Source organism: Brachybacterium kimchii (genome assembly GCF_023373525.1).
Classification (GTDB): domain Bacteria; phylum Actinomycetota; class Actinomycetes; order Actinomycetales; family Dermabacteraceae; genus Brachybacterium; species Brachybacterium kimchii.
In genome coordinates this window covers 2,601,271-2,619,575 of sequence record NZ_CP097218.1, presented here as the reverse complement: position 1 = coordinate 2,619,575, position 18,305 = coordinate 2,601,271, and the positions used below count along the sequence as shown (strand labels likewise).

The 18,305-nt window shown below is 69.6% G+C and carries 13 protein-coding genes and 1 rRNA gene; 12 read left to right on the top strand and 2 right to left on the bottom strand.

The features are described 5' to 3' along the window. Positions 1-75: 75 nt before the first annotated feature. The 9 genes from M4486_RS12065 (at position 76) to putP (ending at position 10,978) form a co-directional block, all read left to right on the top strand. The gene (locus tag M4486_RS12065) at positions 76-1,290 is read left to right on the top strand and encodes an ABC transporter permease (protein ID WP_249477430.1); all 1,215 of its coding nucleotides are present in this window, start codon (positions 76-78) and stop codon (positions 1,288-1,290) included. A 65-nt stretch (positions 1,291-1,355) separates the two neighbouring features. Further along, complete coding sequence (locus M4486_RS12060; RefSeq protein WP_200503303.1) at positions 1,356-2,351, top strand: D-ribose ABC transporter substrate-binding protein; 996 nt, start codon at positions 1,356-1,358, stop codon at positions 2,349-2,351. Positions 2,352-2,524: 173 nt separating this feature from the next. Further along, positions 2,525-3,871, top strand: coding sequence for an RbtT/DalT/CsbX family MFS transporter (locus M4486_RS12055; protein WP_249477429.1), 1,347 nt, complete (start codon positions 2,525-2,527; stop codon positions 3,869-3,871). Between the two features lie 51 nt (positions 3,872-3,922). Further along, positions 3,923-4,705: an SDR family oxidoreductase gene (locus tag M4486_RS12050; RefSeq protein ID WP_249477428.1), complete on the top strand. Its 783-nt coding sequence runs from the start codon at positions 3,923-3,925 to the stop codon at positions 4,703-4,705. A 68-nt stretch (positions 4,706-4,773) separates the two neighbouring features. After that, positions 4,774-6,489 carry a dihydroxyacetone kinase family protein gene (locus tag M4486_RS12045; RefSeq protein WP_249477427.1) on the top strand — a complete coding sequence of 572 codons (1,716 nt, stop codon included), beginning with the start codon at positions 4,774-4,776 and terminating at the stop codon, positions 6,487-6,489. A 132-nt stretch (positions 6,490-6,621) separates the two neighbouring features. Then, on the top strand, positions 6,622-7,092 hold the full coding sequence (locus M4486_RS12040) for a ribose-5-phosphate isomerase (RefSeq protein WP_249477426.1): 471 nt from the start codon (positions 6,622-6,624) through the stop codon (positions 7,090-7,092). Between the two features lie 277 nt (positions 7,093-7,369). Continuing rightward, positions 7,370-8,749, top strand: a complete 1,380-nt coding sequence (locus M4486_RS12035; protein WP_249477425.1) for an MFS transporter — start codon at positions 7,370-7,372, stop codon at positions 8,747-8,749. Between the two features lie 10 nt (positions 8,750-8,759). Then, on the top strand, positions 8,760-9,242 hold the full coding sequence (locus M4486_RS12030; protein WP_249477424.1) for an NUDIX domain-containing protein: 483 nt from the start codon (positions 8,760-8,762) through the stop codon (positions 9,240-9,242). Between the two features lie 167 nt (positions 9,243-9,409). Further along, positions 9,410-10,978 carry a sodium/proline symporter PutP gene (putP, locus tag M4486_RS12025; protein ID WP_249481125.1) on the top strand — a complete coding sequence of 523 codons (1,569 nt, stop codon included), beginning with the start codon at positions 9,410-9,412 and terminating at the stop codon, positions 10,976-10,978. A gap of 115 nt (positions 10,979-11,093) precedes the next feature. On the opposite strand, the gene M4486_RS12020 is transcribed toward putP, so the two are convergent. Both M4486_RS12020 and M4486_RS12015 read right to left on the bottom strand, forming a co-directional pair. Further along, a complete protein-coding gene (locus M4486_RS12020; protein ID WP_249477423.1) occupies positions 11,094-12,029 on the bottom strand; it encodes an alpha/beta fold hydrolase in 936 nt (311 codons plus the stop codon). A gap of 67 nt (positions 12,030-12,096) precedes the next feature. Next, a complete protein-coding gene (locus tag M4486_RS12015; protein WP_249477422.1) occupies positions 12,097-12,342 on the bottom strand; it encodes a hypothetical protein in 246 nt (81 codons plus the stop codon). Positions 12,343-12,480: 138 nt separating this feature from the next. On the opposite strand from M4486_RS12015, the gene M4486_RS12010 reads away from it, so the two are divergent. The 3 genes from M4486_RS12010 (at position 12,481) to M4486_RS12000 (ending at position 18,109) form a co-directional block, all read left to right on the top strand. Further along, positions 12,481-14,751, top strand: a complete 2,271-nt coding sequence (locus M4486_RS12010; RefSeq protein ID WP_249477421.1) for a glycosyltransferase family 39 protein — start codon at positions 12,481-12,483, stop codon at positions 14,749-14,751. After that, positions 14,748-16,109, top strand: a complete 1,362-nt coding sequence (locus M4486_RS12005) for a bifunctional glycosyltransferase family 2/GtrA family protein (protein WP_249477420.1) — start codon at positions 14,748-14,750, stop codon at positions 16,107-16,109. Before M4486_RS12010 ends, M4486_RS12005 begins: the two co-directional genes overlap by 4 nt. Before the next feature lie 479 nt (positions 16,110-16,588). Next, positions 16,589-18,109 (top strand): 16S ribosomal RNA (locus tag M4486_RS12000). Positions 18,110-18,305: the final 196 nt, after the last annotated feature.

The window sequence follows — 18,305 nt, the reverse complement described above, 5'->3', positions numbered from 1 at the left end:
CCGCTCCCGGACCCGCACCCGCTCGGACCCGCTCCCGCCCGCCTCCCGCCTCATTCCTGCGAACGGATGACTCCCATGACCTCCACCACCGCCACGGCAGCACCCCGACGGGGCCTCGACATCTCGAAGCTGCTCGTCGAGGGACGCGCGTTCCTCGCGCTCGCCCTCATCATCGTGGTGTTCTCGCTGCTCTCCCCGAACTACCTGACCATCGACAACGTGCTGATCATGGCCTCGCACGTCGCGATCTACGCACTGCTGAGCCTGGGCATGCTGCTCGTGGTCCTCACCGGAGGCATCGACCTCTCCGTGGGCTCGACCCTCGGCTGCACCGCCGTCATCGCGGGCTTCCTGCTCAAGGGCGTGCCCCTGCACTTCCTGGGCGTGACCCTGTACCCCAGTGTGCCCGTCGCGGTGCTGGTCTCCGTCGCGCTCGGCGCGCTCATCGGACTGGTCAACGGGGTGCTCGTCGCGAAGTTCAAGGTCGCCCCGTTCGTCGCGACCCTGGGCATGCTCTACGTCGTGCGCGGCGCCGCACTGCTGATGACCAACGGACGCACCGTCAACGACCTCTCGGGCGACGAGTCGCTGGGCAACACGGGCTTCGAGTGGCTCGGCTTCAACCGCCTGCTGGGCATCCCCGTGGGCGTGCTCATCATGGTCGTGGTCGCCGCCGTCATCGCGCTCGTGCTGGGGCGCACCACCTTCGGCCGCTGGCTGTACGCGACCGGCGGCAACGAGCGCGCCGCCCAGCTCTCCGGCGTCCCCGTGCGCACGGTGACCGTGTGGGTCTACGTGGTCTCGGGCCTGTGCTCGGCCGTCGCGGGCCTCATCCTCGCCTCGACCCTGACGAGCGCGAGCCCCACCGCCGGCAACACCTACGAGCTCACAGCGATCGCCGGCGTCGTCATCGGCGGCGCGGCCCTCTCCGGCGGCCGCGGCACCGTGCGCGGCACCCTCCTGGGCGCCTTCGTCATCGGCTTCCTCTCCGACGGACTCGTCATCATCGGCGTCTCCGCCTACTGGCAGACGGTCTTCGTGGGCGCCGTCATCGTGATCGCCGTGCTGCTGAACTCCCTGCAGTACGGCCGACCGGGACGGACCGGCCGTCGCTTCGGCGCGGCACCGGGGACGGCGAAGGGCGACGAGGCGACGAAGGCCGACGGGTCGGCGAAGGTCGACGGGGCGGAGCCGTCGGTCCCTGCTGCGCGGTCGGCCCCGGATTCCCCCGACGGGCCCGATGCCTCCGCTGCTCCCGATTCCTCCGACACCCCTGACAACCGGTCGTGACCCGCGACCGGATCCCCTCTCGCGATGTCCGCGTCGGACGCGCGCCCCTGGAAAGGACACCCACCATGGAACGCAGGATCTTCCTGACCGCTCTCGGCATCGGCGCCGCGACGGCCGGACTCGCCGCCTGCTCGAGCGGCTCGGACGACGCCTCCGGCTCGGACGGCGGCAGCGGCGGCAGCGGCAAGGCCGGCGGGCTCATCACGATCATCGTCAACGACCCCTCTAACCCCTACTGGAAGACCGAGGGCGACGTCGCGGCGGCGAAGGCGAAGGAGCTCGGCTACACGACCACCGTCGGCGCCCACAAGGGCGACACCAACACCGAGAACACGCTCGTGGACACGGCGATCTCGAACAAGTCCGTGGCGCTGATCCTGGATCCGGCCAACGCCGACGGCTCGATCGGCACGATCAAGAAGGCGAACCAGGCCGGCATCCCCGTCTTCCTCGTGAACGCTGAGGTCAACGAGGCCGGCGTCGCGAAGTCCCAGCTCGTCTCCAACAACGCCCAGGGCGCCGCGATCGGCGCGCAGGAGTGGGTGAAGCGGATGAAGGAGAAGGGGAAGTACGTCGAGCTGTTCGGGCTGCCCTCGGACAACAACGCCCAGACCCGGTCCAACGGCTACGAGACCACGATCAGCCAGTACCCGGACCTCAAGAAGGTGGGTCAGGAGGTCGCCGACTGGGATCGCACCAAGGGGCACGACAAGGCGCAGTCGCTGCTGCAGGCGCACCCCGACATCGACGGCATCATCTCGGGCAACGACGAGATGGCGCTCGGGGCGATCGCCGCGCTCAAGGAGGCGAACGCCTTCGACGGGATCGTCGTGGGCGGCTTCGACGGCTCCCCTGACGCGGTGGACTCGATCAAGGCCGGGGAGCTCGCGTACACGGTGCTGCAGCCCGTCGCCCAGTTCGCCGCGAAGGCGGTCGAGATGGCCCATGCGCTCGTCGCCGACGGCACCGAGCCCGAGCAGGAGAAGCAGGCCTTCGACTGCATCCTGATCACGGAGGACAATGTCGACAAGATGACCGAGGCCTTCACCTACAGCGGCTGAGGAGGCGGTCCCTCCAGCGGTCCGGGCGCACGCGAAGGCACCCGGGCCGCTCACCCCTGCGCGACCCGAACATTTGTGCTTGACGTATGTTCGGGTGGGTCCCTAGTGTCTGTCACGGCGGCAGCGCCTCGCGCGCGCCGCCGAGCCTGTGACCCACACGAAGGAGTGTCCCCATGAGCGCAGCCGAACCGGCAGCTCCCCCCGTGACCGGCGGCGAGCGCGTGCCCTTCCTCGATCGGCTCGGGATCCCGCACCCACTGCGCTGGGGCTTCCTCGGCGTGCTCATCTTCATGACCGGCAACGGCGTCGAGTCCAACTTCGTCTCCCCGCACATCGCGAACACCTTCGGCGGCGGCGACGACAAGACCAACCTCGCCGCGACCATCATCGCGATGTACAGCCTCGCCGTGCTCATCGGCTCCTACCTCGCCGGCGCGCTCTCCGACCTCATCGGTCCGCGCCGCGTGATGGCCATCGGCTTCGGCGTCTGGGTGGTCTTCGAATTCGCCTTCCTCGGGTCGCTGCAGCTCGAGTCGGAGCTCCTGGTCGGCCTCAGCTACTTCCTGCGCGGATTCGGCTTCCCGCTGTTCGCCTTCGCGTTCCTCGTGTGGATCAACCACGTCGTCGACAAGGAGCGCAACGGCACTGCCGTGGGCTGGTTCTACGTCATGTTCACCGGCGGCCTGCCCACGCTGGGCTCCTTGGTCGCCCGGTACATGATCCCGGGCTTCGGGGGCGGCTTCCTCGGTGAGAAGTGGACGATGCTCGCCTCGACCGTGATCGTGCTGATCGGCTTCCTCATCGCCCGCTTCGGCGTCCACGAGGAGCACGGATCGCGCCGTCTCGCCCCGGCCGGCGAGTCCGCGGGCGGCGTGATCCTCTCGGGCCTGCGCCTGACCTTCACCAACGGCCGCATCGCCATGGGCTTCCTGACGCGCCTGATCAACACCGCGCCCGAGTTCGGCATGTTCATCATCCTGCCGAACGTCATCGCCGGGACCGTGAAGGACGGCGGACTGGGCTGGAGCCAGTCGCAGTGGCTCCTGATGACCACGATCGTCTACGCCGGCAACATCCTGTTCAACGCGGCCTTCGGGGCCCTCGGCGACAAGGTCGGCTGGGTGAAGACCGTGCGCTGGTTCGGCATCGTCGGCTCGGCCATCGGCCTGCTGCTGTGGTGGTACGTCCCGCACATGGTCCCGGCCGGATCCGACTGGGGCTTCGTGGTCTCCGTCGCCGCGGGCACCGTCTTCGGCATCCTGCTCGCCGGCTTCGTCCCGCTCGGCGCGATCATGCCCGCCATCGCACCCAAGGAGAAGGGCGCCGCGATGGCCATGTACACGACCGCCGCGGGCGGCGCGACCTTCCTCGGCAGCGCGGTCGTCGCGATCGTGCGCCCCTGGGGCGGCAACGTCGGCGTGGTCTGGGCGTTCGTGCTGCTCTACGCCTGCGCCTTCACCATGACCTTCTTCCTCAAGGTCCACCAGCCGCGCCTGCACGGGCCGGTCGTGGAGGACTGACCTCCGCCCACGCACCCGCACGCACCCCGGCACCCCACGGAAGGAACCCCGATGTCCACCAGCACAGACCTCTTCGATCTCAGCGGCACCGTCGCCCTCGTCACCGGAGGCGCGAAGGGCCTGGGCCTCGCCATGGCCAAGGGCCTCGCCGATCACGGCAGCGACCTCGCGCTCGCCGACATCGACGACTCGACCGGCGAGAAGGCTGCCGCAGAGCTCGCGGAGGCGACCGGCCGCACCGTCCGCTACTACCACTGCAATGTCATGGACCCCGCCGAGGTCGACGAGCTCGTGGACCGGGTCGTCGCGGACCTCGGGCAGATCGACACCCTGCTCAACAACGCGGGGCGCACGATCCACCAGCCCCTCGAGGAGGTCACCGAGGAGAATTGGCGGGCCGTCATGGGGCTGAACCTCGACGCCGTCTTCCACGTCATGCAGTCCGTGGCGCGCCACATGCTCGAGCGGGGGAGCGGCAGCATCATCAACACCGGCTCCATGAGCGGCATCATCGCGAACATCCCGCAGAAGCAGGCCTCCTACAACGCCTCGAAGGCGGCCGTCCACAACCTCACCCGCTCCGCGGCCTGCGAGTGGGCCGAGCGGGGGCTGCGCGTGAACGCGATCGCGCCGGGCTACATGCGCACGGAGCTGACCCGCGGGTTCTACGAGGAGGGCGGTCCGCAGATCGACCAGTGGAACCTCATGACGCCGATGAAGCGGCCGGGCGAGCCCCATGAGCTGGCGGGCGCCGCGGTCTTCCTCGCCTCGCAGGCCTCCACCTTCGTCACGGGCTCGGTCCTCAGCGTCGACGGCGGCTACACCGCCGCCTGAGGCCCTGACCGTCGGCCCCGAGCACACACCCCTGATCCGTTCCTCCCTCGCAGAGAGCAGACCACCTCATGACCTACCTGTTCGATGATCCGAAGAAGTTCCCGGCCGCCGCGGTCGAGGGACTGGTCGCCGCCCATCCCGAGGAGCTCACGCAGGTCCACGGCGGTGTGGTGCGCCGCGACGCGACGCCCGAGGGCCAGGTCGCGCTCGTCGTCGGCGGCGGCTCCGGCCACTACCCGGCCTTCGCCGGCTGGGTCGGCCCGGGCTTCGCCCACGGCGCCCCGTGCGGCAACATCTTCTCCTCGCCGTCCTCCGACCAGGTGTACTCGGTCGCGCGCAACGCCGAGAACGGCGGCGGCGTGATCCTCGGCTTCGGCAACTACGCGGGCGACGTCCTGCACTTCGGCGTCGCCGCGGAGAAGCTGCGCGCCGAGGGCGTGGACGTGCGCATCGTCAAGGTCAGCGACGACATCGCCTCGAACTCCGAGGAGAACCACCGGGACCGCCGCGGCATCGCCGGCGACCTCGTCGTCTTCAAGGTCGCGGGCGCCGCGATCCAGGCCGGCGCGGACATCGCCGAGGCCGAGCGCCTCGCCTGGAAGGCGAACGACGCCACGCGCTCCCTCGGCGTCGCCTTCGACGGCTGCACGATCCCCGGGGCCGACGAGGCCCTGTTCCACGTGCCCGAGGGGAAGATGGCCATCGGCCTGGGCATCCACGGCGAGCCCGGCATCGACGAGGTCGACATGCCCAGCGCCGAGGACCTCGCCCGCCGCCTGGTCGACGGCGTCCTCGCCGAGACCCCCGAGCTGGACTCGACGCGCGCCGCCGTGGTCCTCAACGGCCTGGGCACCGTGAAGTACGAGGAGCTGTTCGTCGTCTACGCGCACGTGGCGCGGATGCTCGGCGAGGCGGGGCTGACGATCGTGCGCCCCGAGGTGGGCGAGCACGTGACGAGCCTCGACATGGCCGGGCTGTCCCTGACGGTCATGCGCCTGGACGAGGAGCTCGAGGAGCTCTGGCTCGCCCCGGCCGACACCCCCGCCTTCCGCCGCGGAGTGGTCGTCGACGGGCCGGCCGGCGAGGAGCGCGGCGAGATCTACACCCCGGGCGAGGACCCCATCCCCGACGCGTCCGAGGACTCCCGCGGCAGCGCGGCGCGGATCGTCGAGATCCTCGCGGACCTGCAGGAGAAGCTCGAGGAATGGGAGCCCGAGCTCGGGAAGATGGACGCCGTCGCCGGCGACGGCGACCACGGACAGGGCATGGTGCTCGGCGTGCGCGCCGCCCGTGCTGCCGCGGAGAAGGCGGCCGACGGAGGAGCGGGCGCACGCACCGTCCTCGTCCAGGGCGGCTCCGCCTGGTCCGCCGAGGCCGGCGGCACCTCCGGCGCCCTCTGGGGAGCCGCGCTCACGAGCCTCGGCAGCGCGCTCGCGGACGACACCGCGGTCACCCCCGAGCAGCTCGTGGCCGGGATCGTGCAGGCCATCGAGGCCGTCGAGCGCCTGGGCGGCGCGAAGGTCGGCGACAAGACGATGGTCGACGCGATGGTGCCCTTCCGGGAGTCCCTCGAGTCCGCGGGCACCCCGTCGGACCTCGCGGCCGCAGGGACCGCGATCTCCACCGCGGCCGAGGCGGCCGCCGAGGCCGCCGAGGGCACCAGCGACATCGCCGCCCACCTGGGCCGCGCCCGCGTGCTCGGCGACAAGTCCGTGGGCACCCCCGACCCGGGCGCGGTCTCGTTCTCACGGATCGTCGCCCGCCTCGGCGAGCAGCTCGCCTGAGCACGGCGGGCCCGGGCCGTCGGGCGGGAGGGCCTTCGGCCCGTCGGACCTCACGGGACCATCGCCCCGCGCTGCACGGATAATCGTCCCGAACCCCATACCTCGCATCACGAGCAGGAACAGGAGCAGAACATGGCACTGAGGATCGTCGTCGGCGGAGACAACGCCGGATTCGGATACAAGGAAGAGTTCAAGAAGGTCCTCGAGGCCGATGAGCGCGTGGAGTCGGTGACCGACGTGGGCGTCACCGGCCGTGAGGACGGCACGTACTACCCGAACGTCGCGGTCGAGGCCGCCGAGCTCGTCGCCGCTGGCGACGCGGACCGTGCGCTGCTGGTGTGCGGGACCGGCCTGGGCGTCGCGATCGCGGCGAACAAGGTCAAGGGCATCCGGGCGGTGACGGCGCACGACCTGTACTCGGTGCAGCGTTCGGTGCTGTCGAACAATGCGCAGGTGCTGTGCATGGGCGAGCGCGTGATCGGGCTGGAGTCCGCGAAGGCCCTGGTCGATGTGTGGCTGGATCTGGAGTTCGACCCGAACTCGTCGTCTGCCGCGAAGGTCGACGCGATCTGCGCCTACGACGGGTCGCTCGAGGAGAACTGACCGCGGCGTCCCGCCTCGCCGCCCAGCGCCCCGGCGCCTGATCGATGGCCAGGTTCTCTGACAGGATTGTCCGATTCCTGTCAGAGAACCTGGCCATCGTCGTTCCGGGCGAGGGGGTGGGGGAGCGACGGTTCGGGTGCGTGGGTGCGCAGGGATGAGGAGCCGCCGGCCCGGGGTCTGTGGTCCACATCGCCCGGGCGTCCGCTCGCGGGGCCGACGAGCTTAGGGTGACCTGACCTGTGCTCGATCCCGGCACGGGACCCGTGAACGGAGCACCATGCCCGCAGATCCCACCCGGCCCGTCGGCGTCCCCACGACCGACGCCGCGACCGACGCCGCCACCCGGCCCGCCGCCGACGCCCCCTCGAGCGGACCCGCCGGCCCCCGCGAGGCGCGCCGGGTCACCTGGGCCTCGCTCGTCGGCACCTCCCTCGAGCAGTTCGACTTCTACCTGTTCGCGTACTTCTCGGCGTTCTTCGTCGGCCCGCTGTTCTTCGAGCCGCTGGGGCCGGCCGGGGCGACCCTCGCCTCCTTCAGCACGATCGCGGTGAGCTTCGTGATCCGGCCGCTCGGCGCAATCGTGTTCGGGCACATGGGCGACCGGCTCGGCCGGCGTGCGACCCTGCTGTGGACCGTCGGGATCATGGGCGTCGCCACCGGCCTCATCGGCCTGCTGCCGTCCTATGCGCAGGCGGGCTGGCTGGGCGCGATCGGCCTCGTGGTGCTGCGCCTCGCCCAGGGGCTCTCTCTGGGCGGGGAGTGGGGCGGCTCGGTGCTGCTGGCGGCCGAGCACGCGAAGCCCCTGCGCCGTGCGTTGTACGCCGCGATCCCGCAGCTGGGCTCGCCCGTCGGCTCGATCCTCTCGGCCGCCGTCTACCTGGTGCTGATCGCCGCGGTGCCCGAGTCCGCGATCGCCGCCTGGGCCTGGCGGGTGCCGTTCCTGCTCGCGTTCCCGCTGCTGCTGGTCTCGCTGTACCTGCGCATGCGCGTCGACGAGACGCCCGTCTTCACCCGGCTGAGGTCCGACGGCTCGCGCGACCGCGTCCCCGTGCTCGACATGCTGCGCTCGCGGCCGCTCGCCCTGGGGACCGCGGTGCTGGCCGCACTGCTGGGCATCGGGTCGTACTCCCTGATGAACACGTACACCATGAACTACGGCGCGGAGCAGCTGGGGTATCCCTTCCTGCAGCTGCTCACCGCCACCACCATCGGCTCCCTCCTGCAGCTGGTGACGATCCCGCTGTTCGGCCTGCTCGCCACGCGCATCGGCTCGGCCCGCGTGGTGGGCATCGGAGCGCTCGGCACCGCGCTCATCGCCCTGCCGATGTACGCGCTGCTGCCCTCGGCGACCTTCGGGGTGCTCGTCGCGATGATGGTGATCGGCGGGATCCTGCCCACCATGTCGTGGGCGGCGCTCGGCGGGCTGATGAACGACCTGTTCGAAGGGCGCTTCCGGTACTCGGCGCTGTCCTTCGCCTACGCGATCGCCGCGACCCTCAGCGGCTTCGTCCCCCTGCTCACCGCCGCGCTGGGCGGCGCCACCGGCCAGGCCTGGTGGCACCCCGCGCTCGTGCTCATCGCCCTCAGTCTCGCCACGCTCGTGGGGGCGCTCGGCGCACGACGGGCAGGTGCGTCCGCGGGCCGCTCGGGTCTGTGAGGATGGCGCCATGAACGAGCTGCTCCCCGATGCCGTCTACTTCGACTCGCTCCCGAAGGTCATCACGTCGGGCGCGGTGATCCTGCGCGACGAGCACGGCCGCGTGCTCATCGAGAAGCCGAACTACCGCGACCACTGGCTGCTGCCCGGCGGGGGCGTCGACCCGGGGGAGGACGCCCGCGCATGCGCCCATCGAGAGGTGCGCGAGGAGCTCGGCCTGGACCTCCCCATCGGCCGCCTGCTCGCCGTGCACTGGATGCCCTCGCGGGCACGTGTCGGGGCTCCGATGGGCGCGCATTTCCTGTTCGACGCGGGCGTCGTCCCGGCCGCGCGGCTCGAGGCCGACGTGGTCCCGCAGGCCGCGGAGCTCGACGACTGGATGCTCGCGGACGAGGAGGAGCTGGACCTGCTCGGTCCGTGGGGCGCGTCACGCGCACGGCGGGGACTCGCCGTGCTGCACGGAGACAGCGAGGTCGATCTGCTCGCTCCGTGATCACACCGCTGTGACCAGGAGGAGCCGGGCGTGATCGCGAGACGTCTCACAGGCGCCCGGGCCGTCCGGAGCGGGGGAGAACGGGGGAGTCGCGGTGACGCGCGCCTCCTTATGCCGCTACCGTGCAGGGCATCCCTGTCCCTGTCCCCGATCAGAACGGCACGGCAATGGACCTCACGTTCAAGCTGATCGCGCTCGCGATCTACTTCCTCGCGATGCTCGGCATCGGCTTCTACGCCTTCCGCAAGACGAAGGGCGGCGACGAGTACATCCTCGGCGGTCGCCAGCTGCACCCCTTCACCGCGGCCCTGTCCGCGGGCGCCTCGGATATGTCCGGATGGCTGCTCATGGGGCTGCCGGGCGCGCTCTACATGAGCGGTCTGGTCGAGGCGTGGCTCGCCGTCGGCCTCACCGTCGGCGCGGCCCTCAACTGGATCCTCGTCGCGCCGCGTCTGCGCCAGTACACCCAGATCGCCGACGACTCCCTCACGGTCCCGAGCTTCTTCGGCAACCGGCTGTTCGACCGCACGCGCGCCCTGCGCATCGTGGCCGGGCTCGTGATCCTGGTGTTCTTCACCTTCTACGTCTCCTCCGGCATGGTCTCCGGCGGCGTGTTCTTCCAGTCCTTCTTCGGCGGCCCGTACCTCGTCGGGATGCTCCTGGTCGCCGGCGTCACCGTGCTGTACACGCTGTTCGGCGGCTTCCTCGGCGCGACCTACACGGACGTCGTCCAGGGCGTCATCATGCTCATCTCGCTCATCGTGGTCCCGATCGTCGCGATGTTCTCCGTGGGCGGCCCGGTCGAGATGTTCGACTCCGTGCGTCAGGTCAACGCCGATTTCGCGTCGATGACCAGCGGCGCGACCGCCGTCGGCGTGATCTCCTCGCTCGCCTGGGGCCTGGGCTACTTCGGCCAGCCCCACATCATCGTGCGCTTCATGGCGCTGCGCTCCTCGCGCGACGCGAAGTACGGCGCGACCTTCGGCGTGGGCTGGATGATCCTGTGCGTGCTCGGCGCGATCTTCACCGCCCTCGCCGGGCTCGCGTACTTCCAGCAGAACGGCGACGCCCTGCTCACCGACAAGACCAACGGCGAGTCGGTCTTCCTCGACCTCGCGCAGATCATGTTCCACCCGCTGCTCGCGGGCATCCTGCTGGCCGCGGTGCTCGCCGCGATCATGTCGACGATGTCGAGCCAGCTCGTGGTCACGAGCTCCGCGCTCATCGAGGACATCGTGGGCGCGTTCAACCGCTCGATCGGCCCCTCGGCCAAGCTCTGGGGCGGACGCGCCGGGGTCCTCACGATCTCGGTGATCGCGGCGCTGCTCGCGCTGGACCCCTCGAGCTCGATCCTTGATCTCGTGTCCTTCGCCTGGGCCGGCTTCGGCTCGGCCTTCGGACCGGTCGTGCTGCTGTGCCTGTTCTGGCGCCGCTTCACGATGCCCGGCGCCCTCGCCGGCATGATCGTCGGTGCGGTCGTGGCCTTCTGGTGGGGCGGGGTCTTCACCGCGGAGGCGCCGGACGTCGCCTGGAACCTCTTCGGCGGCGACCACCTCTACGAGCTCCTCCCCGGCTTCGTGCTCAACCTGCTGGTGGCGATCGTGGTCTCGCTGCTCACGCCCGCACCGCCGGCCAGGGCTCGCGAACAGTTCGACGAGATGGTCGCCTCCCTCAAGACGGGCACCATCGCGCAGAAGCCGGCCGACGAGGCCCCGGAGGCCGCGCCGAGCGTCTGACGCCCGGTCCGGTCCGGTCCCGATAGGTCTCCGGGCCGACGGCCACCTGCACGAGGGCGCCGCATCCTGAACGGATGCGGCGCCCTCGTGCGTTCCCGCAGGCGGCGGAGCGTCGTCAGCCGGCGACGCGCTCCACGAAGGCGACGATCTCGTCCGCGACCTCGTCGCGGATCTCGGGCTCGTTGTGCACCTCGTGGCGGAAGCCCGTGTACACGCGGGTGGTGACATCGCGCGTCCCCGACTCGACCAGCGCGGTGGCCACGTTGTACGGGCCCTCCCCGAAGCCGCCCACGGGGTCCTGGTCTCCCGAGAGGATCAGCACGGGCAGGCCGCGGGGGATGCGCGCGGCCCATTCGGGCGCGTTCGCCTCGTCGTAGAGCCCCACGAAGTCCCGGACGAAGCGCAGGGACATGGGCGTCCCGAAGCCGTTGAGCGGGTCGGAGCCGTGGTCGCGCACCACGTCGCGGTCGCGCGCGACCCAGTCGGTCGGCCCGCGCACGTCGTCGTAGCGGTCCAGGAAGCCGTCGAAGAGGCTCGGCAGGAAGGATTCGCCGCTGCTCGCGCCGTCGCCCGCGCCGATCGCCCGGTCCAGGGCGTGGCGGTCGAACGTCCGCATCGAGCGCATCCCGGCGGCGATCCCGCCGAGCGCCAATCCGGCCAGGCCCTGCGGGTGCCGCGCGGCCTGCGCGCGGGCGATCATCGAGCCCCAGCTGTGGCCGAAGACGACGTACGGCAGCTCGGGGAGCATCGAGGTGACCTTCTCGCGGAGCGTCTCCTCGTCGGCGATGACGGTCTCCAGGCCGTCCTCGCCGGTGTCCGCCCAGACGCCCGAGGCGACGGCCGTGGCTCCGTGACCGGCATGGTCGTCGGCCGCGACCACGATCCCCGCATCCAGGAGACGCGCGATGAGCCGCTGATAGCGCCGCGAGTGCTCGCCGAGCCCGTGCTCGATCTGCACGACGGCGCGCGCGGGGACCACGGGGACGTGGATCCAGGCATGGATCTCGTCGCGTCCGTTGCGGGAGGGGAACGTGAACTCGTGCAGGGCCATCTCGTCTCCTTCGGCGGGGGTGCGGCTCAGGCGAGCGTAGCCCGCCGGGGGCGACGAGCTCCGGGACTCAGGGTTCGAGGGTGCGCCGGTGCCGGCCCGCCGCGTCCGCACGGGGCTCCTCGGAGCGCTGCTCATGGGAGACCGCGAGCGCCGCGCCGATGGCGGGCTTCGCACCCGCCCAGGCCACGGGGGTGCGCGCGGGCGAGGTCGTGGGCTCGGGGGCCGGGTCGGCGAGGGCCTGCTCGGTCGTCGTCTGCGCGGCCTCCTGCACGACGTGGACGGAGGCGGTCATCGAGGTGTCGATCATGTCCATGCCACGACGCTCGCCCGCGGGGCTATGGATCCGCTGTGACCGTGCTGTCGCCGGGCGGTGAGGTGAGGCGCCCGGCACATACGCGCACCATGCCCGGGGCACAGCAGATCCATAGGCCCGGCCGGAAGTCTTCCCGCCATGACCACCACCGATGAGAAGCGGACCGGGGACGGTTCGAGCCCCGAGTCCTCACCAGACGATCGGACGACGCCCGCCGCCGACGGGGCGGCGAGCCCGGGCCCGGCGACCGATAAGCCCCCGCACCGGCTCGAGGCCGCGCGCAGGCGCGTGCTCGACGAGTCCCCGCGAGCGAGCCTCGCCCTGCTGGGGCTGCTCGTGGCGACCGGCGTCCTGTACTTCTGGAACCTCAGCGCCAACGGGTACGCGAACTCGTTCTACTCCGCGGCCGTGCAGGCGGGGTCCCAGTCCTGGAAGGCGTTCTTCTACGGCTCCTCCGACGCGGCGAACTCGATCACCGTGGACAAGCCGCCGGCCTCGCTCTGGCTGATGGCGCTCTCCGTGCGCCTGTTCGGGCTGAACACGATCGCGATCCTGCTGCCGCAGGTTCTCATGGGCATCGGCACCGTGCTCCTCGTGGACCGCACGGTGAAGCGGTACTTCGGCGTGGGCGCGGGCCTGGTCGCCGGCGCCGCGATGGCGATCACCCCGGTCGCGGTGCTCATGTTCCGCTTCAACAATCCCGACGCGCTGCTGGTGATGCTGATGGCGCTGGGCGCCTGGGCCACCCTGCGCGCGATCGAGAAGGGCTCGATCCGCTGGATGGCCCTGGTGGGCGTGTTCATCGGCTTCGGCTTCCTCACCAAGACGCTGCAGGCGTTCCTGGTCGTGCCCTTCTTCGGGCTCGCCTTCATGCTGTTCGCGGCGACCACCTGGCGCCGACGCGTGCTGGGCCTGCTCGCCGCGGTCGGCGCGCTCGTCGTCGCCGGGGGCTGGTGGGTCGCGATCGTCGAGCTCGTGCCCGAGAGCTGGCGGCCCTTCATCGGCGGCTCCCAGAACGACTCGTTCCTCGAGCTGACCTTCGGGTACAACGGCCTGGGCCGGATCAACGGCGAGGAGACCGGATCGGTGGGCGGCGGGGGACCCTCCTCCGGGGAGACCGGGCTCGCCCGGCTGTTCTCCTCGGACCTGGGCGGCCAGATCTCCTGGCTGATCCCCGCCGCGCTGATCCTCGTGGTGCTCGCGCTGTGGATGGGCCGACGAGCTCCGCGCACCGATATGCGCCGCGCCTCCCACATGGTGTGGGGCGGGTGGTTCCTCGCCACCTTCCTGACGTTCTCCTTCATGGCCGGGATCTTCCACCAGTACTACACGGTGGCCCTGTCGCCGGCGATCGCCGTGATGGTCGGCGCCGGAGCGGGGGAGCTGTGGCAGCGCCGCAGCACCTGGCTCGCCAGGATCGGGCTCGCGCTCGCCGCGCTCGCCACCGGCGTCTGGGGCTTCGTGCTCCTCCAGCGCCAGACGGAGTACGGGCAGTGGCTCGCGATCCTCGTGCTCGCCACGGGCATCCTCGCCGCGCTCGGCGTGCTCTTCGCCCACCGCATGGGCAGGGCGCTGCTCGCTGCCCTGCTGGCTAGCGCGATCGTGAGCGCGGGCGCCGGTCAGGCCGCCTACGCGGTGAGCACGGTGACCACGGCCAAGACTGGCTCGATCATCACCGCGGGGCCGACGGTCTCCAGCGGCATGGGCGGCGGGCCCGGCGGCATGGGCGGAGGCCCGGGAGGCCAGGGCGGAGGCCAGGGCTTCCCCGGCGGCCAGGGCCAGACCGGGCAGACCGGCCAGGGCCAGACCGGCCAGGGCACGACGGGACAGAGTCAGAACGGTCAGAACCAGACCGGCCAGGGCGGAATGGGTACTCCTCCCGGCCAGTCCTCCCAGTCCCAGCAGGGCCAGTCGAGCCAGGGGCAGCAGTCCCAGCAGGGCCAGATGCCGTCGGCCGGCGGAGCCGAGGGAGCCATGGGCGGCGGTCCCGGCGGAGGCGGGGGCGGCGGCATGAGCGGACTGCTCGATGCCACCGAGCCCGACCAGGACGTCGTCGACGCCCTCACCGCCGACGCCGATCAGTACACCTGGGTCGCCGCGGCCGTCGGCAGCCAGAGCGCCGCGGGCATGCAGCTGGCGAGCGAGGAGCCGGTGATGGCCATCGGCGGGTTCAACGGATCCGACCCGAGCCCCACCCTCGAGCAGTTCCAGCAGTACGTCGAGGACGGCCAGATCCACTACCTGCTCGCCAGCAGCGGCTTCGGCCAGCAGAACGGCGGCTCGGACTCCGCGAGCGAGATCGTCGAGTGGGCGAGCGAGAACTACAAGGAGGTCACCATCGGCGACTCCACGTTCTACGACCTCACCCAGCCCGTCTCGAGCTCCACGAGCACCCAGGAGGCGTCATGACCCTGGACCTCGCACGAAGCGCGGGCGGCCTCTCCGCCGGGGCCGACGACGCGGACACCGTCCCGGGCTCCCGCGTCGGGGGCCACGACCCCTCGGCGCAGACACCCCAGGACCAGCCCCAGGCCCGTCCCCTGGTGAGCGCGGAGCCCGGGACGACGGTGCTGGACGTGGTGGTCCCGGTCCTCAACGAGCGCCACACGATCGAGGCGTGCGTGGAGCGCCTGGACCGGCACCTGCGCTCGACCTTCCCGTACCCGTTCCGGATCACGGTCGCCGACAACGGCAGCACGGACGGCACGCGGGAGATCGCCGCCGACCTCGAGGAGCGCATGCCCGATCGGGTGCGCGCCGTCCACCTGGACCGGAAGGGACGCGGGCGCGCGCTCAAGTCCACCTGGTCCGCGTCGGGCGCGCTCGTCCTCGCCTATATGGACGTCGACCTCTCGACGGACCTCGACGCCCTCTGGCCCCTCGTCGCGCCACTCATGTCGGGGCACTCGGACCTCGCCATCGGCACCCGCCTGCACCGCTCGTCACGAGTGGTGCGGGGGACCAAGCGCGAGTTCATCTCCCGCTGCTACAACGCCGGGCTGTCGGTCGCGCTCGGCGCCGGCTTCACCGATGCGCAATGCGGGTTCAAGGCGATCCGCGCCGACGTCGCCCGGGAGATCCTGCCCCTCGTCGAGGACCCCGCCTGGTTCTTCGACACGGAGCTCCTGGTGCTCGCCGAGCGCAGCGGGCTGCGCATCCACGAGGTGCCCGTCGACTGGTACGACGACCCCGACTCCCGGGTGGATGTGGTGGGGACGGCCCTCGACGACATCCGGGGCGTGCTGCGCGTCCGACGCTCGCTGCGCTCGGGGGAGCTCGGGGTCGATGGGATCCGCCGCCGGCTGGGAAGGACCATGCCCTCGGGGCAGACCGGCGGCCAGGTGATGCGCTTCGCCGCGGTAGGAGTCGCGAGCACGCTGCTGCATCTCGCGGGCTTCGCCGCCCTGCACGGACTGCTCGGCATGGGGGCCCAGGCGGCGAACGTCCTCGCGCTGCTGGTCGCGACCATCGTGAACACGAGCGCCAACCGCTCCTGGACCTTCGGGATCCGTGAGCGCGAAGGGGCCCTGTGGCATCAGCTCCAGGGCCTGGCCCTGCTCGTGCTCACCTGGGCGCTCAGCGCCGGCGCACTCCTGCTGCTCGACAGCACGTGGCCGCAGGCCCCCACCGCCGTGCAGACGGTGATCCTGGGCGGGTCGATGGTGATCGCGACGGTCACCAAGTTCGGCGTCATGCGCCGCTGGCGCAGGGAAGGCGCCACGCAGGGACACGACGCCGGCACCGGGCACGGAGGCGGTGTCCGGTAGGCACACGTGCCCAGGACCCGAGGGCACCGTGCGGGCCCTCAGGCCCGGACGGGGCCGAGCGCCCCACGTCACGTGGTGCAGAACACGCTCTGACCAGGGGCTGTGGAGTTGACGTGGGGGCTCGGGGTGCGTAAGTTATTACCTCGTGCCCGGCCGACAGGTTCGGGGGATCGGAAATGTTGTTTCTGGTTTCTCGGATGGATCGGGCGCTCCGGTTAATCTAATAGTCAGTTTCGGCGGTAGCCCAGATCACAGGGTGCCGAGTTGACATGGAGAACCGGTTGCTCCTAAGCTTTAGGGGTTGCCTCGGAGAGAAGGCCCGGAAGGGTGCGGATCGCTGAGTGCGCGTGTTGTTTGAGATCTCAATAGCGTGTCTGTTTGTTGATGCCAAATTTTTTGTTTTGGCATGACGGATGATGTAGCAGATTTATATGAATGTGCTAGTCGTTTGTTTTGTCGGGATTATAGTTTTTCATTTTTTGATGGAGAGTTTGATCCTGGCTCAGGACGAACGCTGGCGGCGTGCTTAACACATGCAAGTCGAACGATGATGGCCGTGCTTGCACGGCTGGATTAGTGGCGAACGGGTGAGTAACACGTGAGTAACCTGCCCTCCACTTCGGGATAACCTCGGGAAATCGGGGCTAATACCGGATATGAGCACCTACTGCATGGTGGGTGTTGGAAAGTTTTTCGGTGGGGGATGGACTCGCGGCCTATCAGCTTGTTGGTGAGGTAGTGGCTCACCAAGGCGTTGACGGGTAGCCGGCCTGAGAGGGCGACCGGCCACACTGGGACTGAGACACGGCCCAGACTCCTACGGGAGGCAGCAGTGGGGAATATTGCACAATGGGCGAAAGCCTGATGCAGCGACGCCGCGTGAGGGATGACGGCCTTCGGGTTGTAAACCTCTTTCAGCAGGGAAGAAGCGAGAGTGACGGTACCTGCAGAAGAAGCGCCGGCTAACTACGTGCCAGCAGCCGCGGTAATACGTAGGGCGCAAGCGTTGTCCGGAATTATTGGGCGTAAAGAGCTTGTAGGTGGCTTGTCGCGTCTGCCGTGAAAACCCGAGGCTCAACCTCGGGCGTGCGGTGGGTACGGGCAGGCTAGAGTGTGGTAGGGGAGACTGGAACTCCTGGTGTAGCGGTGAAATGCGCAGATATCAGGAAGAACACCGATGGCGAAGGCAGGTCTCTGGGCCATTACTGACACTGAGAAGCGAAAGCATGGGGAGCGAACAGGATTAGATACCCTGGTAGTCCATGCCGTAAACGTTGGGCACTAGGTGTGGGGGACATTCCACGTTTTCCGCGCCGTAGCTAACGCATTAAGTGCCCCGCCTGGGGAGTACGGCCGCAAGGCTAAAACTCAAAGGAATTGACGGGGGCCCGCACAAGCGGCGGAGCATGCGGATTAATTCGATGCAACGCGAAGAACCTTACCAAGGCTTGACATGCACCGGACAGCTGCAGAGATGTGGCCTTCTTTGGACTGGTGCACAGGTGGTGCATGGTTGTCGTCAGCTCGTGTCGTGAGATGTTGGGTTAAGTCCCGCAACGAGCGCAACCCTCGTTCCATGTTGCCAGCACGTGATGGTGGGGACTCATGGGAGACTGCCGGGGTCAACTCGGAGGAAGGTGGGGACGACGTCAAATCATCATGCCCCTTATGTCTTGGGCTTCACGCATGCTACAATGGCCGGTACAATGGGTTGCGATACTGTGAGGTGGAGCGAATCCCAAAAAGCCGGTCTCAGTTCGGATTGGGGTCTGCAACTCGACCCCATGAAGTCGGAGTCGCTAGTAATCGCAGATCAGCAACGCTGCGGTGAATACGTTCCCGGGCCTTGTACACACCGCCCGTCAAGTCACGAAAGTCGGTAACACCCGAAGCCGGTGGCCCATCCCTTGTGGGGGGAGCCGTCGAAGGTGGGATCGGTGATTGGGACTAAGTCGTAACAAGGTAGCCGTACCGGAAGGTGCGGCTGGATCACCTCCTTTCTAAGGAGCATCACCAGTATTGGTGGCCATCTGCCTGCCCGTTCGTGGTGGGGGTGGTTGCTCATGGGTGGAACATCAACGGATGGGCGCTTCGCTCGCTGGCCGCGGGATTGTCGTAGTACTCCTCCTTGGGGGGATGGAACGGATGGTCTGGCTGGTGGGTTCGAGGTGGAGGCACGCTATTGGGTTTTGAGGC

Excerpts from the sequence above, each read along its gene's own strand:
- M4486_RS12065 (WP_249477430.1), top strand. The coding sequence starts at position 76 with ATGACCTCCACCACCGCCACGGCAGCACCCCGACGGGGCCTCGACATC.
- M4486_RS12060 (WP_200503303.1), top strand. The coding sequence starts at position 1,356 with ATGGAACGCAGGATCTTCCTGACCGCTCTCGGCATCGGCGCCGCGACG.
- M4486_RS12055 (WP_249477429.1), top strand. The coding sequence starts at position 2,525 with ATGAGCGCAGCCGAACCGGCAGCTCCCCCCGTGACCGGCGGCGAGCGC.
- M4486_RS12050 (WP_249477428.1), top strand. The coding sequence starts at position 3,923 with ATGTCCACCAGCACAGACCTCTTCGATCTCAGCGGCACCGTCGCCCTC.
- M4486_RS12045 (WP_249477427.1), top strand. The coding sequence starts at position 4,774 with ATGACCTACCTGTTCGATGATCCGAAGAAGTTCCCGGCCGCCGCGGTC.
- M4486_RS12040 (WP_249477426.1), top strand. The coding sequence starts at position 6,622 with ATGGCACTGAGGATCGTCGTCGGCGGAGACAACGCCGGATTCGGATAC.
- M4486_RS12035 (WP_249477425.1), top strand. The coding sequence starts at position 7,370 with ATGCCCGCAGATCCCACCCGGCCCGTCGGCGTCCCCACGACCGACGCC.
- M4486_RS12030 (WP_249477424.1), top strand. The coding sequence starts at position 8,760 with ATGAACGAGCTGCTCCCCGATGCCGTCTACTTCGACTCGCTCCCGAAG.
- putP (WP_249481125.1), top strand. The coding sequence starts at position 9,410 with ATGGACCTCACGTTCAAGCTGATCGCGCTCGCGATCTACTTCCTCGCG.
- M4486_RS12020 (WP_249477423.1), bottom strand. The coding sequence starts at position 12,029 with ATGGCCCTGCACGAGTTCACGTTCCCCTCCCGCAACGGACGCGACGAG.
- M4486_RS12015 (WP_249477422.1), bottom strand. The coding sequence starts at position 12,342 with ATGGACATGATCGACACCTCGATGACCGCCTCCGTCCACGTCGTGCAG.
- M4486_RS12010 (WP_249477421.1), top strand. The coding sequence starts at position 12,481 with ATGACCACCACCGATGAGAAGCGGACCGGGGACGGTTCGAGCCCCGAG.
- M4486_RS12005 (WP_249477420.1), top strand. The coding sequence starts at position 14,748 with ATGACCCTGGACCTCGCACGAAGCGCGGGCGGCCTCTCCGCCGGGGCC.